Source organism: Desulfitibacter alkalitolerans DSM 16504 (genome assembly GCF_000620305.1).
GTDB lineage: Bacteria > Bacillota > DSM-16504 > Desulfitibacterales > Desulfitibacteraceae > Desulfitibacter > Desulfitibacter alkalitolerans.
In genome coordinates this window covers 171,109-196,360 of sequence record NZ_KK211104.1, presented here as the reverse complement: position 1 = coordinate 196,360, position 25,252 = coordinate 171,109, and the positions used below count along the sequence as shown (strand labels likewise).

Below are 25,252 nucleotides of genomic sequence, written 5' to 3'. Positions count from 1 at the left end.
CCTGGATATGTACCGGCATACCTTAGGAAAATTCCATGATTACATACGGATTATCCTGTGAATCAAGCAGAAGCACATACCAATTCGCTGAAGGTGCCTTTATCATTTGGGGATACAACAGATCACCCAGTTTTGCAGGCCTCTTATATTCGATTCTTAATCTTTTGATTCCGAAATTCTCCGGCAAAAGTTCCAGTGCAGCCTCAACATATTTCACATTGTTCATATGGTGATATATATCGATATCATTGCGTTTGACTGTAACAGCATCCATACGCTGACCTGGCATATCCGGGAGAATAATCTTTTTATCCAGATACTCCATATCAATTTTCTCGTCGAAGGTAACCTTGTCAATTTCACTTTGCGGCAGCCTTACCATTCTACCTGTACCCAGATTTACAAATGCTCCGAGGCTCCATGTCAGCAGACAGGACAGGCCGTTTTCACCATATAGGACCGTATTCCGATAACCAAAGAAACTCTGGCATGCAAAGATACTGGTTTTCACAGTAATCTTTTCGCCGCATACCGGCAGCCGTATAATATCCACCTGCCTTGATAAGACAAACATACCTAGATTGTTCCCGACAAGAAAGTCTCGGAAAGAAGGCTCTGATTCCAGCCATAACAATGAACAATCCTGAAGGATGTCCATAGCTCCCGTAAGCTTCATAGTTCCGTTACTGCCTGTACGGCTGGCACAAACACGATCTTTTATTTCATACAAGTCAAAACCACTCCCCCATTTACTGTTTGAAAAAAATGCATTTTATCATTATCATAAAGGTATCATAGAAGTTAAGAGAGCTGGCCTCGCAGCAAGCCCCTTTTGCTTGATATCTATCGATATGCTTTATTGCCTCAAAACAGGATCAGAAGCTTGTGCAAAGCCGCGTGCTCTGAAGTATTTCAAAAAGCGATTTTGTAACCACATCTTTTGCTTTGATGTATTCACAATAAACCCTTTCTGCCAGGTTAATCGCTGTGTAACCATTGCCGGAGAGGATTTTTTCACTGATAATACGCATATCCCGGAACCATTCCAGCGTAATTAATGGTTGCCCTTTTTCCCCTCTTTCTTTGCACGCAAATGCATGGACTGCGTCCCTGCATGTATCCGGGACGCCGTTTTCGGCGATGTATGTTCCAAACAGATTGCCAAGGCTGATCGCAGAGCGAATATACTCCGGGGCTGTCACTTGTTTTATCGTATTCTCGCTATAGCTTACATGAAAGCCATATAGGCAACGGTTTTGCTTTAATAACCGGAATGCGTTTACATCGCTTTCACAGCTGAAATCCATGTTTGTCACCTGCACGGAAACCATCGCATTATGGATTTTACCGAGAAATTCGGCAGTTTGCTCCAAAATTAAGCCGGAAGGCACTTTCAACACGAATAAGCATTCTTCAAACCGTTTTGCGATTTCGCATATGGAGAGAATATCGTCTTTTTCGTGCGGACAGATGATATAGCTGTAAATGCCTAATTCCTTGCCTTCCCCGATAAGATGCTCCATCTGATGAAAAATAGCAGGATCTGATTCAGAAATATCAAAAATGAGGAGCCATGGAAGCATAAATCCTAAATCCTCCCGCCTTTTTTTTAGTTTATTGGCTCCATAGATCAGACTGCTGTATCCCAAATTCAAGCCGACTTTTTTTATCGTATCGTTATCAACATCGGAAAGAATCCTTGTGACCAGTGAATTATAGGGGTTTCTCGGGTTGGCAATTACCTTTTGGGCGGTAGAAAAAAAACACTTCTGATTTTCACTTTTTGAAAACAGCAGGCCCAAATCAATCAGGTTTCTAATACTACGTCTTGTATTACCTTTCATATCTTCCATAGCTTTGCTAATAGCTATATTGATTGCCTGCCTCACCAACCTATGCTGCAACTCCAATATCAAACAACTCCTTCCTAAATAAGTACACTCCTAATATACTCTAAAATGAAGATGCACTCTATTTACAGATATCTGTTTGTGTAAAGATTCTTTACACAAGCTGTTTTTGTTTAATTACTCAGAATATGCGATATGGTAAACTTCATCATAGATAAATTTAGTTGGAGGTCATATTATGAACAAAATAATCAGTTCAACAGGTATGAAGCTGGCATATGCCTATTTAAATTCCAATCCTGAAAAAAATATCCCAAAACTTATGGATTGGATAGACCGTTTTGATAGAAACAACGAAATGGAAAGTCAGCGCAAGGCAATCCGCAAGATCATCGAAGATAAGGACAATAACTGGTATAAACTGATCCTCAGCATGTGGTCGGATATTAATCCTAAAGTGCGGAAGGCATTTTTCAATAATTTCATACTGAATGAAAACTTCACCGGATGGCCCATACAGGAGGCAAACCGGGAAAAGTACGGCTGCAACATACCATGGGCAATCTTGATGGACCCCACTGCAGCCTGCAATCTCAAATGCACCGGCTGCTGGGCAGCAGAATACGGTAAAAATTCTTCCATGAGCCTTGAAATGATGGACAGTATCATTAAACAGGGCAAACAACTGGGCGTGTATTTTTATCTGTATTCCGGCGGAGAACCCCTTGTCCGCAAAAAGGATATTATCACGCTTTGCGAGAAACATAGCGATTGTTTGTTTTCCGCCTTCACAAACGGCACGCTTATTGACGAAGATTTTGCCGATGAAATGCTGCGTGTCATGAATTTCGTACCTGCCATCAGCATTGAGGGCTTTGAAGATGCCACGGATTCCCGTCGCGGCAAGGGCACCTATCAGGGGGTCATCCGAGCTATAGAGATTCTCAAACGGAAAAAGCTGATCTTTGGTGCTTCCCTCTGTTATACCCGTTATAACACTGAGGTGATCGGCAGCGAAGAATTTTTTGATTTTATGATTGACAAAGGAGTGAAATTCGCATGGTTCTTTACCTATATGCCGGTGGGCGCGGATGCGGTCCCCGACTTGATGGTAACCGCCGACCAGCGTGAATTTATGTATCGCCAGATTCGTCACTTCCGTGAAACAAAACCTCTGTTCACCCTGGATTTCTGGAATGACGGCGAATATGCAGCTGGCTGCATCGCTGGCGGGCGCAGGTATTTGCATATCAATGCTAACGGGGATATCGAGCCATGTGCGTTTATCCATTATTCAGATTCCAACATTTATGAAAAAACCGTTCTTGAGGCACTGCAGTCCCCATTGTTCATGCAGTATCATATGAATCAGCCCTTTAACGATAACCATCTGCGGCCCTGCCCTCTGCTGGACAATCCAGGTAGACTGACAGAGATGGTAGAGGTGTCCGGTGCAGCCTCGACGGATTTTATCAAACCGGAGGACGTACACAGCCTGAGCTGTAAGTGTGTGAATACCGCAGAAAAATGGGCTGTGACTGCGGAAAGGCTTTGGACCGAATCACATGGTTGCGCCGATTGCGTGAAATGCGGGGGAGAGGCTCGAAAAGCTGCCGGTTGAAAAAAACTGGAGCTTTCTCCAGCCTGCACTGTATTCAAAAGCATAGATAAATCCTTCGGAGTAAAAATTTGTTCTGCAGAGAGGTAATAGGATGTTTGGTAAAAAAAGTCTGTCAAAAGTAGGTATACCATTACAGTCAAGGATTACGACAATTAGGACTATGCATTACCTAAAGGGATTTATTCTATGATTATAATATAACGAACGTACGAATTAGTATAAGGGATGAATCATTATGGCTATTCTTGTAAATTTAGAACACTTATTGCTGCAGCAAAAAATAAATTCCATCGGGTTAGCAGCAAAAATAAACATCACTAAGACAAATTTATCAATCTTGAAAACAAATAAAGCAAAACTAATCCGGTTCTCAACACTTGACTCAATTTGTAGAATATTGAATTGTCAGCCTGGTGACATACTAAAGTATGTGCCAGATAACGAAACTTCATAAAATATCTACTTCAATTAAAATAGATTTTAATTTTCATATGAATCAAGCACTAAGGGCAAACCTGCCGAAAGGCAGGGACGCAAAGCCATAGGGTCTACGGTGCTTACCGGCACTATGACAGCCTGGTTGCCGCAGAAAGAATATGTGTCTAAACCTGCCATTCTTAGCGGCAGGTTTTTTGTCTTTTTAGAGTAAAGGGTAAGCGGCTTTGCTGGTGAAAAATTGCAATATTTTAAACAGCAAGGCCGCTTGCTTATTTCGACATAAAATGACAGCGTTTTTGGGACATACCTATCCAGATCGGAGCTTTCATTTTGAGTAAGTGAGGTGCAGACAGATGAGAAATCAGACTCTGTTGAAGCGAAAAAAGTTAAAATAGCTCACCTCCGAAGGTATAAGGGTTATACCATTGTTGAAGTCGCCCATAACATGAAGGTACACCTTCCACCACCCTGGAATGACCCAGTGAGGCTGTTCTTTCTTCGATTTAATATAGCCTGCAAAGCCCAAAAAACCGCAATTTGCTTGCCGCAAATTGCGGTTTTTTCTTTGACAAAATATCTGTTTTTACAACCTTTTCCAAGCTTATATTACTTTTCTCTTTCAAAAAAAATTATAGAAGCGGACAAGCCTGGCTTTTCCGCGCTACTGCTATATTCCTCAGGCTGCCGTTCTCCTCCTCGAATTCTGGATTTTCAAAAAAATTCAGGATTCGGAGGAAATGAACGTGACAAATCATATTGATTGGGACGAGCTACTCAAAAGAGAGGACAAGCTCCTTGCCAATTCCGACCGCAAGCACCGGTATCATTTCAAGTCGATGGACAGCATGAGCGAAGAACTCCTGTTTCAGGAAAGCGTGTTAAAGTATCAGGAACATGAACCGGAAGCGGTAGAATCCGAGGACTTTATTGAAACCATAAAGAATGAAAAGCTGGCCAATGCACTGCGGCAGCTTACGCCTAAGCAGCGCAAGGCGTTGGAGCTTGCCTACTGGAAAGGCTATAAACATTGGGAAATTGCAACTGCTATGGGCTGCAAACGCAATACGGTAACAGAACTTCTGGCAAGGGCGCTGGAAAGGGTCAGCCGGTATATGGCTGATTAACCGTCCTGGGTGGGATAGTGCGTAAAAACACTGTCCCGCCTTTTTTGATGTAAAAAATATTTTAAAAATTTTTTTAAAATACGACCTTTTACCCTCTCCCATCTCCGATAGGTGAGGACCCTTTTGCACCTTGACAAATATCGGCGGTTTCGCCGACCATACCGGGATGTCGAGTACATTACCTTCCATGCTGCGCGCGAGGATCGCCGGCCATTTCCGTCCCACAAAGTAAATGACTTTTCGAGGGCACCGGATTGGGCCAGGCAGGAGCGTCCGCCCTTTTGTGTTTTCAGAAGGCCGGCAGCCAAAAGGCACGGGAGCCATAATGATACTTTCCGTAAAAGGACCAGCGAAAAGGCAGTAGCTGGGAAAGCATCGCTCCGGCTGGGATAGGCCGGAGGGAGCTTTCATGCGCGGCGGTTTACCGCTGCGGCTTGACATTACCCCCTGGCAGCGGAAAGAAATCCGCCGGGCACAAGCCCGCTTTTGCGAAGCAAAAGTGCTGAAACGTATCCGGGAAGCGAGGTCAAATAGGATACGAACATGCTTTACTGCTATGAATTTGCATTTTTGAAATATTGCCTGACGGCAGAGTTACTGCGGCGGAGCGAACGGATTGCTCCCTTATCTTTCTTGTGTGGAAGTCTGTTCCGCCGCACCACTCTGCCGCCAGTGAAAAAGGAGGGAAAGACCGTGCACTATGCTGCAATCAATGAGGTCAGCCGTGAAATACCGCCCGGTATTATACAGAAATACGGCGATTCGGCCCTCTTTACCGCCTATGGCTGTGTTTTGTTGGAGTGTGAAACCGGAAAAGGCTATACCTACCGGGCTCTTAACCTGAAAACCGGACGCTCGGCGGTTATACACCGCAGAACCAACCCCCTGATGATATCCGGCGTGGCGGCCATGACAGAGCGAATCCGGCTGTCACCTGTAGCCGGCAAGGGAAAATATGAAATTGACATGCCCCCTGGTGAAAATTTACTGCGGGAAAGCCTTGCGGATATCCAAAATCATATTTTTGAAGCCATCCTTCCCGAACATGGCTATGGTATCCGGGAAAAACAGATGGAGCTTGCCGCCCATATTCTTGAAGCTATCGGGCACCGTACCGTATCTCTGTCAGAGGCTGATGTGGGCACCGGCAAAACCCACGCCTATCTCATTGCTGCCGCCCTTGCCAAGCGGGGACGTGTCAATGACTTCTGGCTGCGGGGATACTACCCCGATCAGAGCTATGCTGCCAGCGCCTACATGCCTGTGGTGGTTTCCACCGCCAGCATTGCGCTTCAAAACGCCATCGTAAAAGATTACATTCCTGAAATATCTCGTATCCTGATGGCCCACGGCATTATCAAAACACCGCTGTCCTGTGTCCTGCGCAAAGGCCGGGAGCATTATGTCTGCGAAAAGAACCTGTGTGCGTATTACCGTGACGCGGACGAATCCACACAAGGGCTTCTGGCTCCCCTTTTCAAAAGGACAGCATCCATTGACCTGGCTGACGCGGAAGGGCTGACACCCTACATCAAACGCAGGATCGGCGTATCGGGACGCTGCGATGAGAATTGCCCATATTATAACGATTGCAGGTATTTACGCCATATGCGGCATGTCCAGTCCGGCGAGCATGATTTTCAGGTCTGCAACCACAACTATTTCCTGGCCGATGTCATTCGCCGCTCCAAGGGGCAAAGCCCCCTCATTCCTCATTACCAGGCAGTCATCATCGACGAGGCTCATAAGTTTTTACAGGCGGCCCGGCAGATGTACGGCGTGGAATTTGGAAGCCTTGCCATTCCGCGTGTGGTAGAGGACATTGGCTGCTTCACCTTCCAAAAGGGCGTCAGCAGTGCAATGGTACAGGAACTTGCCAGAAAGCTGATGGGTCAGAACCGGCGATTGTTTCAGCTCTTACTGGATAACATCCCTCCCGGTAGCCTGGAGGAGGAAACGGAACGCTATAAAACGGTCATGGATAAAACGGCTGCCCGGCACCTGCGGAATATCCGGAATATCGGCGGAGAACTTTCGGAGCTGCTGTCGGAGCAGATGCTGCTTCTTCGGTACAGAGGCCGCTGTTCTCAGATACGCTTTGAGCTTTCCCTTATCCGGGAACAGGCCGGTGTGCTGGAAAAGTATGATGAACTGGTTTACTGGCTGGAAAGGCCGGAGGAAAGATATCCGGCACAAACGGATAAAGAGCTTGAGACCCTGCTGTGCGCCATTCCAAAGCAGTTGAGCGATATGCTGTACGCTGATCTCTGGAGCAGCGGGATTCCCGTTGTCCTCACTTCGGGTACGCTGTCGGCAGCCGGGAGCTTTGAACATATCAAGCGTAAGACGGGCCTTGACCGGGTGAATTCTTTAATGGAAACCAGCAAGCCGTCCCCCTTTCGTCACCGGGAGAATATTCTTTTGTATATCAGTGAAATCGTCCCCTTTCCCAACAATCAGGACAATGAATATATAACTGCCGTAGCGGAGGAAGCCGGAAGGCTGATTCAGGCATCCCACGGCCATGCCGCCCTGCTGTTTACCTCCTATAAAGCAATGGATCAGGTGTTTGCGCTTTTGGAGCGCAAAGGTCCCTGCTTTCCCTTGTTCCGTCTTGACAGGGGAGGCATCAACGCCATTGATCGTTTCCGAAAGAGCGGAAACGGTGTATTGTTTGCAAGCGGTGCGCTGTGGGAAGGAATTGACCTCCCCGGCGATGTGCTTTCCCTGCTGATTATCGTCAAGCTGCCCTTTGCGGCGCCCGATCCCGTCAGCGAGTATGAACAGGCGCTGTACCCCAGCATGGAACAGTATAAAAACAGCGTACTGGTGCCGGAAATGATTATTAAGCTCAAGCAGGGCTTTGGGCGGCTCATCCGGAGGGAAACCGATACCGGCGTGGTAGCCCTGCTGGACTGCCGGGTGCGTGAAGGCGGCCCATACCGGACGCGGGTACTTAACGCCCTGCCCAACTGCCGCGTAACCTCCAACCTGGAGGACGTGGAAACCTTTATACAGAGCAAAAAAGGGCCGGATTACTTCGTGTAGTCCGGCTCCTATATCTCTTGCACTGAACGTATTCCCAACTTGGGAATATGTCGGACTATTTCAGAAAAGGAGGTGCAGGCCATGAATTCGGGAGCATGTAATGAGTTAGTGGACATACGGGACATCTCGGTAGATAAAAACCTTTCTAAAGAGGAACGGATTGCGGAATACGTCCGGCAGATCAAAGACCCTTACAACTTTAAATGCGGAAATTTCACCGTCTGGGTACGGTTTGCCGATAATGGCGTCACGCTGGAGGACTGCCTGCAAAGGCTTTTGACCGAATGAGAAACTTAAGCCCGCAAAATGGACTTTCTCCCCGTGTGGTGGTAATGTAGGCATTGGAAAAAGAATGAAACAAACAGAATGACACGGCAATGCCTGATCACCCTTTGATTTGCGGGGAAAGACCGTAACTTTTCAAAGGAGTGATTTCTATGTCTGAAAAACAGTACAAAGCTGTAAAATATATACGCCTATCCTATACCGATGACAAGAACAACGAAAGCGACAGTGTGGCAAACCAGCGCAAGCTCATAGACAGCTTCATTGAGGGCCACCCTGATATAGAAGCGGTATTGGAAAAGGTGGATGACGGCTGGAGCGGTATCCTCTTTGACCGCCCGGCTTTCAAGGAAATGATGACAGAAATTGAAGCTGGAAATATCAATTGTGTCATCGTCAAAGATTTATCCCGCCTGGGGCGCGACTACATTGAAACCGGGCGCTACCTGCGCCGCATCTTCCCCGCCTACGGGGTAAGGTTCATCGCCATCAATGACAACATCGATACCCTAAAGGACAGCGGCGACGATCTGGTGGTTTCAGTCAAAAGCATTATAAACGACGCCTATTGCCGGGATATCTCCGTGAAAACCCGCAGTGCCCTGTCCGTCAAGCGGAGCAACGGGGATTATGTGGGAGCCTGCACCGTCTATGGATACAAAAAGTCGGAGGAAAACAAAAACCGGCTGGAAATAGACGAATATCCGGCAGGCGTGGTACAGAACATTTTCAAGATGAAGCTGGACGGCATGAGTGCCGCCAGAATCGCGGACGAACTGAACAGCTGGGGCGTTTTGTCCCCGCTGGCATATAAAAAGGACCGGGGCCTGCCGCACCCCAAAGGCGGTTATGCGGATAAGCCTGATGCCAAATGGTCTGCCACGACGATCATCCGCATCCTGAAAGATGAAACCTACACCGGAATGCTGCTTCAGGGAAAACAGGGCACCTTCAACTACAAGCTGAAAGACCTGATTGACAAACCGGAAAGCGAATGGGTACGCACAGAGGATGCCCACGAGGCCATTATCCATAGACAGGATTTTGACCTGGTTCAGCGGCTGCTGCGGCTGGATACCCGGACATCGCCGGGAAGCGATGCGGTGCAGCTGTTCTCCGGCGTTCTCATCTGCGGTTGCTGCGGAAGCCGCATGACCCGCAAAACCGACCGTTACAAAGATGCGGTTTATCACTATTACTATTGTCCCACGGGAAAGAAAGGCGGCTGTAAATCTCCTGCCAGAATCAAGGAAAGCGAACTGACAGACTGTGTATTGGAAAGCCTGAAAGCCCATATCCGAAATGTCGCTTCTCTGGAAGCCCTTTTGGAAAGCGCCGACAGCGAAGCCATGGGCAGCAGGCTTGCGCGCCGGCTGGAGGCGCAGATTGCCGAAAATGAGCACCAACTGAAACAAATCGGCGGTTTTAAGTCCACCCTGTACGAAAACATGATAAACGGCATTATCTCCGCAGAGGATTACAAGACCTTCCGGGCAAAGTATGCCGAGGATGGAAACCGTCTGCAGCAGGCCATTTCCGCACTACGTCAGGAGCTTGAAGACCTACGGAACCATAAAAGCGGGCGTCTGCTTTGGATGGAGCATTTCAAGCGCTTTGAGGGGCTCACGGAGCTTGACCGGAAAACCGTGGCCCACCTGATTCAGTCCGTTCGTATTATGGGCAAGACCGAGCTTCAAATCACCTTCAACTACCAGATGGAGTATGAGAAAGCCTTATCCGCCTGCGGCGAAGCCATCTCAGCAAAATCTGCCGTAACGGAGGTGGCGTAGCATGGCAAGGAAAAGCAGAAAAAACATAGAAGCCGTTTCGGACATGATATACGCACAGCCCTTTTACAATGTAGGAGCCTATATCCGCCTTTCGGTGGAGGACAACAAGAAGAAGGGCGATTCCCTGGAAACGCAGAAAAGCATCCTGCAAAGCTATATTGCCCTTACACCGGGCCTGAAACTCCATGATTATTATATCGACAACGGTTCGACGGGCACCAATTTTGAGCGTCCCGCATTTCAAAAGATGCTTGCGGATGCGGAAAACGGCGTCATCAACTGCATTATCGTCAAGGACCTGTCCCGGTTTGGCAGAAATGCCATTGACACCGGCTACTATATTGAAAAGTATCTGCCGTCGCTGAAGGTGCGCTTCATTTCCGTAAACGACGGATTTGATACCGACAGCGTAAACTCCGGCGACGGGATCATGCTTCCATTAAAAAACATGATCAATGAAGCTTATTCCCTGGATATCGGACGGAAAATCAAGGCACAGCAGCGCCAGAGCATGAAGGCTGGAGAATTTGTCGGCGCAAGGCCGCCCTTTGGTTATCTGAAAAGTCCCGATAACTGCCACAAGCTCATCATCGATGAAGAAACCGCGCCGGTGGTGCGCCAGATATTCCAGTGGGCCTATGAGCGGGTGGGCTTGAACGACATTGTCCGCCGCCTGAATGAAGCGGGGATTCCGACGCCAAGCCACACAAAAAAAGCGACAGGCATTATCAGCCATGAGAACCTGATCGGAAAGAATGCCTGGCAGACCCGGACGGTGAGCAGAATTCTTTCCTGTGAAACCTATACCGGCGATCTGGTGCAGGGGAAAACAAAAACGGTCTGCCATCGACAGACCTATGCCAGCGAAAGCAACTGGATTAAGGTAGAAAACACCCATGAAGCCATTATCAGCCGTGAGATGTTCGATGCGATACAGGCATTCCGCAAGCAGGTGGCGGAGGAAGCAATCCAGCTACCCAAAAGCCCTTATACCCCCAACATGTTCAAGGGGAAAATCTACTGCGGGCACTGCGGGGGAAGCCTGCACCGGCAGCGGTGTGAACGGAAGCGCAGCCCGGATGTTTACGTGTTCCACTGCCTATCCAACAGCCGTATTGCAAGAGGCTCCTGCTTCCTATATTCCCTCCCGGAGGAAGAATTGCTGTCCTCCCTTTTGACCATCATCCAGAAACACGCCGACGCTGTAATCGGTAAGGCCATCCGGCTGAAAAAGAACAAGCTAGCCATGGAAGCCGGACGCACCGCCATAAAGTCCCAGCTTGCCGCCCTGCGGCAGGAGCTTGACCGGGACAGGCGGCTTGTCAAAAGCCTTTACGAAAGCCTTGTAACCGGCATTATCACTGGTGACGAATATCGCCAAATGCGTGCCGATTATGAAGAAAGGATATCAAATAAAATCAATCTTGCGCAGGAACTGGAGCGTCGGCAGAACGAATTGGAAGCACAGGTTTCAGAATACATTGACTTATCCGACCTGATCGGAGGCATAAAAGGCAAAGAAGATATTACGGCGGTTCTGATTGACCGGCTGATCGACAAAATAGAAGTGTTCTCCGACAGGCGTATTGAAGTTACGTTCACATTTGAAAGCGGATTTGAACGATTAAGCGAGGCCGAGCGTTCACTGCGCAAACTGCTTGCCCCTGTGGAGGGGAGGATGCAGGCATGAGTAAATATATAATCGCCATGTATATCCGCCTGTCCATGGAGGACGCGAAAACCGACAGTCTCAGCATCCCCAATCAAAGGCTTTTGCTGGGCAGACACATCGACACGCTGGAACAGAATGATGTGGAAATCCTGGAGTTTGTGGACAACGGGTACTCCGGTGTGAACTTTGAGCGCCCTGCCGTACAGGAGCTTTTAGAGCTTGTGCGGCAGAGCAAAATTAACTGCATCATCGTCAAGGACTTTTCCCGGTTTGGACGGAACAGCATTGAAACCGGCTATTTCATCGAACAGGTATTTCCCCTGTTCCGTACCCGTTTTATCTCCGTGAGTGATAACTTTGATACCAACGATTACAAAGAGGACACGGGCGGAATGGCGGTTGCCTTTAAGTACCTGATGCACGAATATTACAGCCTGGATTTGTCCCGTAAGACCAAAAGTGCCAAATACACCAAAATGAAGCGCGGCGAATATATCAGCGAGGTCTGCTGCTATGGCTACAAAAAAGGAACGGATGGCCGTCTGGCTATTGATGAGGAAGCCGCTGCGGTAGTGCACCGGATATTCGCACTGGCGCTGGAAACGAAAAATGCCCAGGAGATTGTAAAGGCACTGTATGCTGACGGAATCCCTACACCTGGAGAATACAAGGCCGCAAAGGGAAAGGGCTTCCATGACATCTCAAGGTGCGGCGGTATCTGGCAGAGGTCATCGGTGCTTCGGATTCTGGCCGATGAGCGGTATATCGGCACGTATATCATGGGAAAACGCACCCTCAAAGAGGTCGGCGGTAAACGGTCAAGGCTAAAGGACGAAAGCGAATGGTTCAAAATCCCCAACCACCATCCCGCCATCATAGAAAAGGCAGTATATGAACAGGTGCAGGCCAAGCTGCTTCATTTCAAATGCGACAAGCACAACCATGAATATGTCCTGCGCGGCAAAATCGTCTGCGGTTGCTGTCAACATGCCATGAACAGAGCACCAAGAAAGGAACCGGCTTTCGTCTGCCGTTATACCAAGGTGGATGCTTCGGCTCCCTGCAACGGCATGGAAATCAAGGAACGTGAACTGGAAACCATGCTGTTTGACATTATCTCCAAACAGGCACAGATCATTTTAAACACCGACAACCTGAACAACATAGGCGAAATGGAACTGCGCTCCGAGCAGCAGGCAGAATACAGGAAGCTCATAAGAAGGTGCCAGGATAACAAGCGGAGCCTGTATGAGCAGTATGTCATGCGGGAAATCGATGCCGGGCAGTATGCGGAATTAAAGGCCGATTTAGACGCTGAACTGAACCACCTGAACCGCATCTACACTGCAATTTCCGCGCAGGCCGCCAAATTAAAGGCAGACTGTGAGGAAAACAACAAGGCAAGGGAATTTGCCGAGGATATTTCAAAGGAAACCGGCCTGACGCAGGAGCTTATGGAATTGCTGATTGACAAGGTGTTTATATATCCGGGAAACCGAATTGAAATCAGCTGGAAAGTGACGGACTTTTCGGACTTTCAGAACAGGAGGGATACGCATGGAGAAGAAAGAAATAAGGGTTGCCATCTATTGCCGCGTGGCGACCGCAGACCAGTTGTCGCTGGAAGCTCAAAAGGAATACCTGCGCGGATATGCCAAGGAACACGGATATGACCGCATTGGATATTATATGGACAACGGGTACAGTGGTTTGAATTATGACAGACCCGCATTTTCAAGACTGGAAGCCGATATACAGGCCGGACGTGTTGGGGCAGTTATTGTCCGTAATGTGGATCGCATAGGACGTAATGTCTTAGAAACCACCCATTGGATTGAGCAGCTAAGAAAAAAAGGAGTCGCTTTCCTTACAACGGATTCGTCCTTCAATGAAAACTCTTTGCAGAATTTGGGATGCTTGCTTCAAAACCCAAAAGAGTATGATCGTTATGGGCATAAAGACCATACTGGCAGAAGAATATGTAGGACAGCTTTTAGGAGATAAGGATTTTATCACTTCTGAGGATATCCCTCTGGACAATGATTTTGATTTTGTGATGTCACTTATGATTGCCGCCGAATATAGTTAAAAAAAGAGATAAAAGTATCAGAAAGGGATTAAATTCTATTGTTAAAAACAATAAACGATAGATATTATCCCTTTATTTCATTCACACTTTCGTGATATAATTAATGAAAAATTCACGTTTGCGGGAAAAGAGGATGTAGATAGTGGGGAAGAGGTCAAAGATAGCAGAGATAATAATTAAGAAAGGCGATAAGCTAACAATCCGAAACATTAACGGAAGGAGCATCTCAGGAGAGGTCACAAATATTAATGAGGAAGCAGCCGAAGCGATGCTCTTTGAAGCATATGGTGATTCAAATTTCAAGGTTCACCATATTGAACTTACAGTCCAAGCCAGTCTCCCATCACCCAATAACATTTCAGAAGTTTTAACTTTTTCGGAAGCAGCAGAGATTTGGAACATTGACCCAAGCACACTTAGGCATCGGGTTACAGGCGAAGAACTACAAGAAGGTTTAGATTATCGAAAAAGTGGTAAGGTGTGGTTAATTACAAGAAAAGCTATGGAAAGATTATATGGGTTGAAATAACCGCTCTCTTCTTCCCCGCATTGTCGTTTACGAAAAAAACCTAAATTATTTTTCGGTGTGTACTTGACATACGGGTGGCGGAGTGAATGTACAGTAGCTGGTTTATTTATCCCAAGTGTTTTCTTTGCATTATTAAAAACTGCTTGTATACCACGAGGTGTAATTGGTTTGTCAGGACTACTACCTGGAAACAGCCAAAATTTAGGCCGATATTCTTTCCAATAATCTCTTAATATATTAAGATTCTTTTCTGATAGTAAAGAGTATCGATCCTTTTTACCTTTTCCTTGGTCTATTCTAAGCTGCATATTTTTACTATCTATATCACTAAGTTTTAGACTAGCTGTTTCACTAACCCTTAAGCCTGCTGCATAAGTGGTCATTAGCATAGCCTTATGTTTGAGATTGGCAGTAGAATCCAATATAGCTTTTATCTCACTTTTTGAAAGTACAATAGGTAATCTCTTAACTGATTTAGTGCGAAGCACTTTATCAGTATTCCAGCTTCGCCCACAAGTAGTTTCAAAGAAAAACTTAAATGCGCAATAGGCTACATTTACTGAAGATCGGCTAGCTTTTTTGACTGTTAGCATGTAATGTAAGTATTCCTTAATTTCTTCATCACTTAGCTTTTCTGGTGGCTTATTAAAATGCTCACCAACTCTTCTGATGTAGCCTAGGTAGGCATGTTGAGTGTGGAAACTTAAACCTTTAAGCTCAAGATCCATTTTCGTCTGTTCACTTAAACTTTTCATTACATAATTCCCCCTTCTAATGATATGACTGGTGGTATTAGCCAGTATTAGGAGCAATATATCATTAAAAGGATTTAAATTGTGACGAATAGTTTAGTTTGAGATAGGATCTTTAAGGTTTTTGTTTGGGTCTTTAACTACCGCGAAGCGGTTTAGTTCAACTAAGGTTTACTGAAAATATACCTATGTAATTTTGAAGTTAATATCAGAAAATATTGGATTGATTACTTTTATGATAAGAAGAGGAATAAAAAATTTACAAAGAGAGAGCAGGTGTTGTGTTTATGAAAAAAAGGTTTCGTCTTTGCTTCCTTGTTGCAATGTTTTTTTTAGTTTCTTCCACTATAGTATGGGCTCAAAGTAATAGTTCTACTAATTTCAAGACGCCGTCAAATGATTATGAATACGAAATAAAAACATTAATTGATAATGCAGTTCAAGACAAAGTGGAAGAAGCTCATAATAAAATTCTTAAAGAGTTTAACTTTAATAAAAATGATTGGGTGTAGATTATCAAATTAAAACAGAGTAAATTCTCAAATTAATTTAGATCAATTTTACAAGATATTAGTGAAAATTTTCAAATTAAATCAGGACAGGCAATTAAAATTTTCATATTACAGTAGGATTATCAGTGTTTTTGCTTACAAAATATGGTTTGAATCTACTAGGTAGATGTGTTAATATTGCCGGAGAAATAGTAAAAGAGCAGGTTTTCCTGCCCTTTACCATATGTAGTATGTAATTAGAGGCCAAGCTTATCTGCTAAAACATACAACGCCTGAGCAACAGTAATCCCATCAACTTCTCCTAAAACAGCAGTAAGTTTTTCAGTGTTCCAAAACTTGTCCTTAAGATTGCTAAGATGACAGCCGGTATTGTAGTCAGGCATGCACGCAAACCCTCCATTTGAGGTTTTTCCAAATACAACCGTGATGCCTGATCTACTTTCAATCCCAATTTCAAAGTGACTTCCATGATTTACAACCTTGGGAATGATCCCATTCCAACGTTCTATGCCACTATCAGTCTTCATTCGGCATTCAAAAGATAACTGCATCAAACCATCTCCTCTATGTTTAGAAAGGTATTTCCGACGAATCAGAATCATTAATATTAATTAAAACCCCAGTATTATCCCTTTCATCAGCAAATTTAAACGCCTCTTCAACAGTTGTTCCCCAGGCATAATAAATTAAATGCTCAATCATATGCCCCAGGACTTCATCGTCAAATACAAGAAAAACTCTATCTCCACTCTGAGTTTGAAAACAAAGCTTTATACCATCATCAGTATACTTTACCCCAACCTCATCAATAGTTTCTGGTTGTAGAATAATCTTCACTTAAATTACCTCCTCAGAAGATACCTTTGATTCTCCTTAAATATCAAAATCCTTCTGTCCTTGATAAACAGTTTCTTCATCAATCTGATGCTGACGCTTTGAGCATGCATACATCAGACTGGCAGTAGCCAGGTTATTAACTAAGCGGGGTACTCCCTTAGAAACTGAAAAAATAGCTTCAGCTGCAGATGGGGTAAAGATATTCTCAAGAACACCGGCTGCTTTAAGTCTTGAGGCTAGGTAATCCTCCATTTCTTCCTTTTTTAAGCCCTGCATTAAGTGCTTAATGCTGATTCTCTGCTTAAGAGGAGCATTGACAGACAAACTCAGCTTGTTTCTTATCTGTGGTTGTCCTGCCAGAATGAGCACAAAAGGATTTTCAGAGTCCATTTTGAAGTTAAAAAGGAGCCTTATGTCTTCAAGTATGCTATTAGACACTAACTGGATTTCATCGAGCATAATCACAGGAGTAATTTTTTGATCATAATACAGTGAACTGATAGACTGCTGTATTTGATGAAACATAGTGACCTTCCTGTTGGCAGGAATTTCACCTAAAGCCATTAGAAGCCCCCGGTAGAAGTCCATTACCGTAACTGTAGATAAGGTAAAGTAACAAGGTTTAAAAAGCCCGGGGTTTAGTCCGGCAGTAATATTTCTTAAAGCAGTAGATTTGCCGGTTCCAGGCTCTCCCATGAGAAGCAATATCCCGCGGGATGATTGAATGTACTTAAACCGTGACTTAAATTCTTTAATATCATTGCTTTCATAAGTATCATTAACATCAAATTCTTTTAAAAAAGGATTGTATTTTAATCCAAAGAATTGGGTAAACATTTAATTATCCTCCTCCATCATTTGAGTAAAAGAAATTGTCTGTTCTACCGGTGGCTCATCCAAGGGAGTCTTTTTGATATCATTATCTTTACTAGGAGAATTAGATGGAGGTCTGCCTTTACGCTTCATGTGAGCATTATCGTGAAAATTAACCTGCAGTGCTTCACCAACCTTTTTATCATCGGAATAGATGAAAACCGGTCTGAAAGGTGTTTCAAGCCACACTGGTTCATACCTGATTTCCACCTGCATACCAGCAAACTTAATCTTAGTTTCAAACAGGATGTTGTCAATGCTAAATGTCCCATCATGACTGACTTTTCGTTTCTTTCTAAGTAAAAATTTTTCATCAAGACTTTTGGGGTCATTACATAACTTAACCCTATCCACTTGACTCATAAAAAAATCAAGAGGACTCAAACCATTAAGAGAACTATGGACCTTTTTATGGTAGTCCTCATCAAGCCATTTAAAAAGCCTTTTGTTTAAATCATCAATATCCTTTATGCTATCCAAATCTAATGTGCTTAAGAACCTTTTTCTTACCGTTAGAAACAGCCTTTCAACCTTGCCCCGGCTGTTTGGCTCGTAGGGCCTAGAGTGGATTAGACTGCAGCCTAGGCTTGCACATACCAGTTCAAATTGCTGCGACCGGTAAATTTTTCCGTTATCGGTAAAAATCATAGTTGGAAACCCTCTTTTCAAGAGAGCTTGCTTAAAGGAATCTCTTAACGACTCAAAGCTCTGGGAAAAGTAAAACTGAGCATGAGTCACCAGGCGGCTAGCGTCATCCAGATAGGCAAAAAGATAGGTTTGTCTTCTCTTTTTCCCATCTTTGATGAACGGTCCGTACATTACATCGCTTTGCCAAAGTTGATTGATGAACTCATGAGAAAATCGCTTCATCTCTTTTTCTTCTTCATCTTTGGCTAATGAAGTTTTTAATCGTTCTGCCTTTAGATACCTGTATAAGGTGCTAATGGATATTTTAGCAGGATCTATTACGCCATCGTTTATCAAGAGCTCATAAATGACAGTTTTTGGTGCTTTGGGATGCATTGCTTTCTTTTCAATTATCTTAGCTCCCAGCTCTTCATTAATCCTGCGACTTCCACCCTTATCCCCTCTAGGGTGGGGCTTTAACGCATCAATCCCACCACGCATATAATCGCAGTACCAGGATTCAACTGTTTTCGGTGAGTATTTTCTGGCACCATAATAGGGCATATCAATGGGTTTTTCGGTAACAGTAGAGTAATAGGATTTGTTGTTTGAAACTTGTCCATTGAGCACTGGGCTTATCAGGGAAAATCTTTTTAAAGCTATTGCATTTCTGGTATTTTCATCAAGCACTTGTTAAGGCCTCCTTTAAATGAGCTTTAGGAAGCCGTGACCGGTCAAGGCTCTATACTAATATTACCAAGTATGTTAGCCCAAGCATAGGAAAATGAAGTGTTGGAAGACATTTTTCTAACCAGGTCTTAAAATATGCTTTTTTTAATGCTATAATTATTTGCAAAGAGTAAGGAAAGTTTTGTTGGTTGTTTCGTAAAATTTTTGTGAGAAGGAGTTCTCTTGGTCGGGGTCATCCTTCATCATAACCACTAACTTCTTTGCTCTTTCTTTTGCTGAAAGGGTAGCTTTTGGTAGCTCTAGCCCAGGATTTAGTTGGCGTAATCCGGTCTGGATTAGGCTTAAGTTCTGCATAAACCTTTTCATGTAGTGGTACACAAGCTGTCTTGAAAGATTTAGACCATCATTTATACTATTAAGCTTATCTAGGCAGGCCTTTAGCGTTCCTCTACGCAAAAAGGCTTTTTCTATGTACAAAAGGATTTCCTTTAACCCATGAACAAATCTTGGTAGGCAAAAGCTTGGCAAGTATGATATGGTATGGCCGCAGAGGGGGCAGATATAGCGCCTGATAAAGATTTTATCCCTGAAGATATTAGTAATCAAATGCCTTTGATAAAATCCATGCTTCTTAAACTTTACTACCTTATTACAATCTTGGTTGTGACACCTCCTAAAAGGTGGTAGAGGAAATGGATAATCTTTCCCTTTTTTGACGTATTCCTCTATACCTTCTATTACTGTAAAAAATATTTGCATGTAAAATCACTCTCCTATGCAAAATATTTTACAATAAACAATCCTACTGTAAAGTGAAAATATTTTTGCACTTTCCAGTAGGATTACTCTTTTGTGTCACCTATTTTAATGTGATAATATTAGGCCGAATTTCCCATATTAATTTGATAAGCTACAATTGGGTAAAATTTGATGTTTCTGATATTCAAAAAGTTGCAGATGGAAAATTTCCTGGTGTTGATAAGGATTCAGGAAAAGCCCTTCTCCGAGCTTACTATCTGGAAGGTATACGTGACAAGTATCATAAGATTGGAGACATTAAACCCCTTTTTATGATTAATAAGGAAACGAATGAATTTGTTGTAGGATTTCTACACAAGGATGATACAGTGACACTTGTAAGTGTTAAAGATTATTTAAATCAAGATGATTTTTATATAACCCCCAGCTATGATGCCAGCTTTAATATTTGGGGGGCTAGTTTTCTAAATGAAGGTTTAATATGGGATGAAAGTATGTATACAATCGTAGCTGATGGTTTCAGCTTAACAGATGCAGATAAACTTGACAGAATAATAGTTACTCTTGATATTTATGTGAACGGAGGAAGAAAAGATTATACAAGCAAAACAGCATATAATGATTACTATGTTTCTTTAAGCAATACCTATGGGCACCCTCAACCTATAGGTGATGATGGTCACCTATGGGAATTGATATGTAGTCATTGGGGAATTTTAGGGGAAGAAATAGGCTACAACAGTAGCGGAGATATCCTCTATATAAGCAATTAAGAATCTAATAAGAAGAGCATCACAACGATGCTCTTCTTATTATAAAAGCAGCTAAAGTACTTAGTGGGTTCTCGCTGTTCGGCTTTTTTAAACCAAATTTGAGCATTAAATTTTTCAGCACAATATTTTAAACATTTAAATTTTCACACAGTTTATTAAAATTTAGTAAAAATGTTGTATTATATAGTTAATCATTATTATTCAATTAGTTAGCCATTTTATAAGGAGAAAAGCTTGATGATTAAAAAAATTTTCTTACTTTTATTAATTGCAAGTGTACTCTTAATTGTTAGTTGTGATACTTCAAAAGTAGGTGATAGTACACCTAGTAACCTGGCAGATTTACCAATAGAAAATAAAGCATCCAACAGTATAATACAAAGCATATCCCACAAAGCTCATAACGGTTTTACAATAAAAGAATTAACAACCCATGACCCAAAGGAGTATTTAATGGGTAATATAAGCTTTGTTAATCTGGTGGATGAAACAGTATTTATCGGATTCACAAGTCTTAATCAACCTGAGGTAACAATATTGGGATATAATCTAGAAACAAACTCACAAAAGGAGATTTATAATGGATTGGGCTCAATTCATTTTCATTCAGGAATAAAAATAATTAATGATGAAGAGTTGGCAATTCAACTCATTAACAGGATATTATTTATAAATAGGTATACCTTAGAAATCATTAGTGAAACGGTACTAGATGAAATTTGGGAGTATGACCTTTCTTATGATGGAACTAAGATTGCTTACGTTCAAGAAGGTGATTTATATATATCAAATTTGGATCTTTCAGATTCAAAATTACTGGTTAATGGTGTAATGTGTACTGACCCTAATAGCGACTTTTATGGATTTTACACAAAGTTTCCATTGCATCCAAGATGGTCTCATAATAACAAGCTCTTACTATATATCAAAGAGGGTTATGAAGGAGCCGATGGAATCGGAATATTAGATTTAGATAGTGCCACGCAGAGATCTATAAAGTTTGAAAACATGCTCTTCAGTCCATCATATGCTGAATGGTTTTTTCATGATAAACAAATTCTATGTTCCCAGATGCGTGGTGAAAGAAATGCCATTTTAGTTGATCTAGCAAATAATGAGCTAGTTTCCATAGAACAAATCAGCTGGTCTGGGGACTATATACCAAGTCCCAAGGAAAACAAGTTTGTCTATATTAAAGACCCTTTACAGTTGTATATGTTTAACATGGATACCAGAGATAATTTTCCCATTACTCAAGCTTTGGAGGCAATTCATAATTTCACATGGAGTCCTGATGGAAAATATATTGTTGTCCATGCAAATGTTGGAATTTTGCTAATCGAAGTCAATAAAATATTAAAACGAGAATAAAATGGCGAAGGGTTCATTTAGAGTCAAAATTAGAAAAGATAAAATATTTCCTAGACTTCCAATATGTATCAAGAGTTATGAGGATTATGTTTTTTAAGTGTCAGTGAAGCCCAAAAAGCGAAAAGTTTTAAACCAAAGGGTAAGGTTCAATTTTAAGAGCACTGTAAAAAGTTGTCGCAGTCTCCTCATAGTATAAGGCATTATTAGGACAAAAAATAAAAATTTAGCAAAAATGGAACTTTTAAAGTTTTGTTACGTCTAATAAAATAATACAATATTGAAAATTAGTGGCAAAGCCATTGAAAGATGGTGACGCAAAGCCATGGGTCTAAAGCTAAAAGCCATGACTGCCAGGTTGCAAAGTCAAAAAGCTGTTCAACAGGATTACCTGGGACAGCTTTTTTGTATTTTTGGACTAACCTAAAATACAAGAAAACGAAGTTTTTGACATTAAAAGCGAAGTTTTAGACATTAAAAACGAGGAATTAGACATGACAAAAAGGAAAGGCTTGAGGTATATCAAAATATCTAAAAGGGGGAGATAAAATGGATAGGATGCCATTAGTTGCAGTATTTTTTATATCTATACCTGAAGAAATCATGCTTACAGCTCTTGGACTGCTGCTATTTGGAATTAAACCACCACTTAAGAAGCTGATCTTTATTGGAGTAATACAAGCAATCATATCATATCTTGTTAGAATGCTGCCAATTGTTTTCGGGGTTCATACCTTGCTGCAGGGCCTATTATTTACAGTAGTTATCTGGTTAATATTAAAAATTCCCTTTAGAGTAGCACTGGCAGCCATGCTGGTAAGCATATCAATCTATACGGTAATAGATGCAACCATTGTACCAATACTTTTAGAAACTACTGGCATTTCCCTGGAAACTATTTTGGCTAGTGCAAAACTTAGAATTCTCTTCTTTTTGCCCCAGGGGGCAGCCATGCTGCTGATAGTACTTCTTGTTTATTATTTTGATTTTAAATTAATAGACTATAATAATACCATTAAATACCATAATTATGAGGAAGGTAAAGATGGATAAAATTCATAGAACACTTTCTATAATTCTCATTATTACAATTCAACTTATCATACTAGCCCTCTTAAATCTTAGCAATTACATTTCAGGACAAGGAGCATTTGCAACAGGTACATTAAGCAGCTTTATGTTTCCCATGAACATTTTGCTGGGAATACTGGCTATAGCCTCAATTGTACTGGTGCGCCGAATAATGGAATCTACAGAAGAAGAGGTAAGAAAACAAGTGCAGCTTGAAAATATTGAAAATCTTGAAAGCTTAATTAATACCATGAGGAGCCAAAGGCATAGCTTCAACCACGAACTGCAAACTGTTTATGGACTTCTAGCAGTAGAAGAATATGCAGAAGCAAAAAAGTATCTAGAGAGGACCATGTCAGAAATAGCTGTAACCAATAACCTTATTAGACTAGATGACCCTGGAGTAAGTGCTCTATTACATGTCAAAAGCAGCCAAATGGAAAGTCTGGGCATCAAATTCGAAATAAGCATAAAATCCAGATTAAAAAATCTTCCTCTAAAAACTCATGAGATTAATCTTATCCTGTCAAACCTTTTGGATAATGCAATGGAAGCCTTATCAATGGGAACTTCACAGGAACCTACCATAATCCTGGACTTGACCATGTGTCAAAACAATTGTGTTTTATCAGTTACTAATAACGGACCTGGCGTTGACACTAGTATAAAGAATAAGCTCTTTTTGCCTGGCTTTACTACAAAAGTTAAAAATAAGGGGATGGGGCTTTATATTGTCAAAGACATTATAGAAAAGCACAATGGCAAAATAGTTGTTAACTCAGATAGCCACTGGACCACCTTTGTAATAAAAATACCTATAGATGGGAGGCACCATCATGAACCTTCGCCTTTTCTCACAAAAGCTGGCCTATAGTCTTGGAAATAAACTTTATTATGACCAAGATAATGTAGATGTATTAAGATATGGTTTTGAAGTTATAATAACAGGTTTATTAAAAATGTTTATTCTTTTTTCACTGGCATTTCTACTGGGTATTCTTCCCCATGTTTTAGTTATTTTTGTCACATCAGGAGTTTATCGCTTGCTATCTGGTGGAGTGCATTGTGCAACTTATGGTCGGTGCCTGCTGTTTGGTCTGGTAATTTTCCTGGGCATGGGAAAGCTTGCCCAAAGCTTGACCTTTACAAGCTTTGTAACCATTATTCCCATACTGGCTTGTATTACTCTTATTAGCTTGTTTATCAGTTTGAAATGGGCTCCTGCTGAGACTAAGAATAAACCCCTTTCTCTTCAAGAAAAATCCAAACTAAAAAAACTCACCTTGATATGGATCTTTATATGGGCAATTCTAATAACCACCTGTCTCTTAATATTTCCGTTGAGCCAGATAAGCTCACTTGTAATGGCCAGTATGCTCGCCCATATAACCCAGGCCCTTAGCCTTACCCCCACAGGATACAGGGTTGTAGGCTTTATAGATAAATTAATGGGCAGTATCTTTAAAGAAAGGAGGGAGGCAAATGTTTAGTAAAATAGGCAAAGTGATTTTAATACAATGTGCTGCTGCGGTAATGCTTGTTGCAGGCTGGGCAGTACAACCAGCCAGTTTAGTAACCTGGTATCAGCCTGAAGTTCCAAAAATGCTTAGGAAGTAGAGTGAGGTTTTCAGATGAGGGTATTAATAGTTGAAGATGATCCTAAAATGAGACTCATCCTAAAAAAGAGTTTAGCAAAACTACCTGGAACAGAAATAGTAGGTGAGGCAGTAAATGGTGTTGAAGCTGTCAAAATGACAGAAACCTTAAACCCACAGGTAATATTTATGGATATAGACCTGCCTGAAAAAGACGGAATTGAAGCTTCACGAGAAATCCAGGACATCAATCCTGATATTTTTCTAATCTATGCTACAGGCCACAGCACCTATATGCAGGAGGCTTTTGAGCTATATGCCTTTGATTACCTTTTAAAGCCTTACAAGCTTGAACGAATCAAAGAGACTATTGAAAAAATAAACTACCTATTAGAGCTTAAGGAAAAGGCAGGTTCCAGGAACATAAAAACTGCACCTCAAGTTTCAAGTGCAAAGAAGGTAGCTGTTAAAGTTGACCGTAACCTGGTATTTATTGACGCTGAAAAAATTATTTTTATGGGACGGGAGAAGAGAAAGACCAGCATAATTACAAACGATAATAAACAGATAAGTACCTATGAACCATTAGATACACTGGATAATAGGATAGGCAAGGATAGCTTTTTTCGTGCCCATCAAAGCTTTTTAATAAACCTGGATATGATAGCGGAAATCCAGCCCTGGTCTAGAAGCACCTACCTGGTTGTTTTTAACAATACTAAAAAAACAGCATTTATGACAGAGGAGAAATACAAGGTACTGCAGCAAAGGTTTAATCTAGAGTAAACTTGGCAATCGAAATGAGAAAATCGACATGGAAAACGAGGATTTAGACATTAAAAGCGAGGAATTTGACATGAAAGATAGTATTAAAAGTTAATTTATGGTAGGTTTAAATCAATAACTTTGGGCAGACAACATGGTTTTAAAAAAATATTCCCGGGCAAAT

Annotated in this window: 27 protein-coding genes and 2 riboswitches; of the genes, 19 read left to right on the top strand and 8 right to left on the bottom strand. The window is 42.4% G+C overall.

Annotated elements, in window-relative coordinates; genetic code table 11:
• Window positions 1-22 precede the first annotated feature (22 nt).
• Together K364_RS0119085 and K364_RS0119080 are read right to left on the bottom strand one after the other, a co-directional pair.
• Window positions 23-730 carry an acyl-[acyl-carrier-protein] thioesterase gene (locus K364_RS0119085; protein ID WP_028309343.1) on the bottom strand — a complete coding sequence of 236 codons (708 nt, stop codon included), beginning with the start codon at window positions 728-730 and terminating at the stop codon, window positions 23-25.
• Between the two features lie 145 nt (window positions 731-875).
• Window positions 876-1,910 carry a hypothetical protein gene (locus K364_RS0119080; RefSeq protein WP_028309342.1) on the bottom strand — a complete coding sequence of 345 codons (1,035 nt, stop codon included), beginning with the start codon at window positions 1,908-1,910 and terminating at the stop codon, window positions 876-878.
• A gap of 178 nt (window positions 1,911-2,088) precedes the next feature.
• Between K364_RS0119080 and K364_RS0119075 the strand changes: the two genes are divergently transcribed.
• The 11 genes from K364_RS0119075 to K364_RS24825 all read left to right on the top strand — a co-directional run bounded on the left by K364_RS0119075 (window position 2,089) and on the right by K364_RS24825 (window position 14,446).
• On the top strand, window positions 2,089-3,471 hold the full coding sequence (locus tag K364_RS0119075) for a radical SAM protein (protein WP_028309341.1): 1,383 nt from the start codon (window positions 2,089-2,091) through the stop codon (window positions 3,469-3,471).
• Between the two features lie 235 nt (window positions 3,472-3,706).
• Window positions 3,707-3,925: a helix-turn-helix domain-containing protein gene (locus K364_RS0119070; RefSeq protein WP_028309340.1), complete on the top strand. Its 219-nt coding sequence runs from the start codon at window positions 3,707-3,709 to the stop codon at window positions 3,923-3,925.
• Window positions 3,926-3,969: 44 nt separating this feature from the next.
• A riboswitch (cyclic di-GMP riboswitch) is annotated at window positions 3,970-4,059 on the top strand.
• A gap of 593 nt (window positions 4,060-4,652) precedes the next feature.
• Window positions 4,653-5,033, top strand: a complete 381-nt coding sequence (locus K364_RS0119060) for an RNA polymerase sigma factor (protein ID WP_051534232.1) — start codon at window positions 4,653-4,655, stop codon at window positions 5,031-5,033.
• A gap of 693 nt (window positions 5,034-5,726) precedes the next feature.
• Entirely contained in the window at window positions 5,727-8,081 is a 2,355-nt protein-coding gene (locus K364_RS0119055) for an ATP-dependent DNA helicase (protein WP_051534231.1), read from the top strand.
• An 81-nt stretch (window positions 8,082-8,162) separates the two neighbouring features.
• A complete protein-coding gene (locus tag K364_RS0119050; protein WP_028309336.1) occupies window positions 8,163-8,369 on the top strand; it encodes a DUF6870 family protein in 207 nt (68 codons plus the stop codon).
• A 149-nt stretch (window positions 8,370-8,518) separates the two neighbouring features.
• A complete protein-coding gene (locus K364_RS0119045) occupies window positions 8,519-10,156 on the top strand; it encodes a recombinase family protein (RefSeq protein ID WP_028309335.1) in 1,638 nt (545 codons plus the stop codon).
• A gap of 1 nt (window position 10,157) precedes the next feature.
• Window positions 10,158-11,846 (top strand): recombinase family protein, encoded by a 1,689-nt coding sequence (locus tag K364_RS24835; RefSeq protein ID WP_084296089.1) that lies wholly within the window; start codon window positions 10,158-10,160, stop codon window positions 11,844-11,846.
• Window positions 11,843-13,501, top strand: a complete 1,659-nt coding sequence (locus K364_RS24830) for a recombinase family protein (protein ID WP_084296087.1) — start codon at window positions 11,843-11,845, stop codon at window positions 13,499-13,501. The genes K364_RS24835 and K364_RS24830 overlap by 4 nt, the downstream gene beginning before the upstream one ends.
• On the top strand, window positions 13,386-13,832 hold the full coding sequence (locus K364_RS28010; RefSeq protein WP_084296085.1) for a recombinase family protein: 447 nt from the start codon (window positions 13,386-13,388) through the stop codon (window positions 13,830-13,832). The genes K364_RS24830 and K364_RS28010 overlap by 116 nt, the downstream gene beginning before the upstream one ends.
• Entirely contained in the window at window positions 13,777-13,917 is a 141-nt protein-coding gene (locus K364_RS26845; RefSeq protein WP_156782317.1) for a hypothetical protein, read from the top strand. The genes K364_RS28010 and K364_RS26845 overlap by 56 nt, the downstream gene beginning before the upstream one ends.
• A 142-nt stretch (window positions 13,918-14,059) precedes the next feature.
• Window positions 14,060-14,446 (top strand): helix-turn-helix domain-containing protein, encoded by a 387-nt coding sequence (locus K364_RS24825; RefSeq protein ID WP_035270256.1) that lies wholly within the window; start codon window positions 14,060-14,062, stop codon window positions 14,444-14,446.
• Here K364_RS24825 and K364_RS24820 read toward each other — a convergent pair.
• Window positions 14,377-15,201: a tyrosine-type recombinase/integrase gene (locus K364_RS24820; RefSeq protein WP_051534230.1), complete on the bottom strand. Its 825-nt coding sequence runs from the start codon at window positions 15,199-15,201 to the stop codon at window positions 14,377-14,379. The two genes, K364_RS24825 and K364_RS24820, sit on opposite strands and share 70 nt — an antisense overlap.
• Before the next feature lie 284 nt (window positions 15,202-15,485).
• Between K364_RS24820 and K364_RS0119015 the strand changes: the two genes are divergently transcribed.
• Window positions 15,486-15,710: a hypothetical protein gene (locus K364_RS0119015; protein ID WP_028309333.1), complete on the top strand. Its 225-nt coding sequence runs from the start codon at window positions 15,486-15,488 to the stop codon at window positions 15,708-15,710.
• A 236-nt stretch (window positions 15,711-15,946) separates the two neighbouring features.
• Here K364_RS0119015 and K364_RS0119010 read toward each other — a convergent pair whose 3' ends face one another.
• The 5 genes from K364_RS0119010 to K364_RS26840 all read right to left on the bottom strand — a co-directional run bounded on the left by K364_RS0119010 (window position 15,947) and on the right by K364_RS26840 (window position 19,496).
• Window positions 15,947-16,261: a DUF6618 family protein gene (locus tag K364_RS0119010; RefSeq protein WP_028309332.1), complete on the bottom strand. Its 315-nt coding sequence runs from the start codon at window positions 16,259-16,261 to the stop codon at window positions 15,947-15,949.
• 19 nt (window positions 16,262-16,280) lie between these two features.
• A complete protein-coding gene (locus tag K364_RS0119005) occupies window positions 16,281-16,547 on the bottom strand; it encodes a hypothetical protein (RefSeq protein ID WP_028309331.1) in 267 nt (88 codons plus the stop codon).
• A gap of 36 nt (window positions 16,548-16,583) precedes the next feature.
• Window positions 16,584-17,384, bottom strand: a complete 801-nt coding sequence (locus K364_RS0119000; RefSeq protein WP_028309330.1) for an ExeA family protein — start codon at window positions 17,382-17,384, stop codon at window positions 16,584-16,586.
• Entirely contained in the window at window positions 17,385-18,737 is a 1,353-nt protein-coding gene (locus tag K364_RS0118995) for an IS481 family transposase (protein ID WP_028309329.1), read from the bottom strand.
• Window positions 18,738-18,893: 156 nt separating this feature from the next.
• On the bottom strand, window positions 18,894-19,496 hold the full coding sequence (locus K364_RS26840; RefSeq protein WP_028309328.1) for a hypothetical protein: 603 nt from the start codon (window positions 19,494-19,496) through the stop codon (window positions 18,894-18,896).
• A gap of 65 nt (window positions 19,497-19,561) precedes the next feature.
• On the opposite strand from K364_RS26840, the gene K364_RS0118985 reads away from it, so the two are divergent.
• From K364_RS0118985 to K364_RS0118950, 7 genes are all read left to right on the top strand, one after another.
• Entirely contained in the window at window positions 19,562-20,269 is a 708-nt protein-coding gene (locus tag K364_RS0118985) for a hypothetical protein (protein WP_028309327.1), read from the top strand.
• Between the two features lie 237 nt (window positions 20,270-20,506).
• Window positions 20,507-21,640: a TolB-like translocation protein gene (locus K364_RS0118980; protein ID WP_028309326.1), complete on the top strand. Its 1,134-nt coding sequence runs from the start codon at window positions 20,507-20,509 to the stop codon at window positions 21,638-21,640.
• Between the two features lie 279 nt (window positions 21,641-21,919).
• A riboswitch (cyclic di-GMP riboswitch) is annotated at window positions 21,920-22,003 on the top strand.
• A 183-nt stretch (window positions 22,004-22,186) separates the two neighbouring features.
• Entirely contained in the window at window positions 22,187-22,690 is a 504-nt protein-coding gene (locus tag K364_RS24815; RefSeq protein ID WP_051534229.1) for a hypothetical protein, read from the top strand.
• Entirely contained in the window at window positions 22,683-23,582 is a 900-nt protein-coding gene (locus tag K364_RS24810) for a sensor histidine kinase (RefSeq protein ID WP_051534228.1), read from the top strand. The genes K364_RS24815 and K364_RS24810 overlap by 8 nt, the downstream gene beginning before the upstream one ends.
• Window positions 23,545-24,198, top strand: a complete 654-nt coding sequence (locus K364_RS24805; RefSeq protein ID WP_051534227.1) for an accessory gene regulator ArgB-like protein — start codon at window positions 23,545-23,547, stop codon at window positions 24,196-24,198. Before K364_RS24810 ends, K364_RS24805 begins: the two co-directional genes overlap by 38 nt.
• Window positions 24,191-24,325, top strand: coding sequence for a cyclic lactone autoinducer peptide (locus tag K364_RS26415; protein ID WP_084296079.1), 135 nt, complete (start codon window positions 24,191-24,193; stop codon window positions 24,323-24,325). The genes K364_RS24805 and K364_RS26415 overlap by 8 nt, the downstream gene beginning before the upstream one ends.
• Window positions 24,326-24,339: 14 nt before the next feature.
• The gene (locus K364_RS0118950; protein ID WP_028309325.1) at window positions 24,340-25,089 is read left to right on the top strand and encodes a LytR/AlgR family response regulator transcription factor; all 750 of its coding nucleotides are present in this window, start codon (window positions 24,340-24,342) and stop codon (window positions 25,087-25,089) included.
• Window positions 25,090-25,252: the final 163 nt, after the last annotated feature.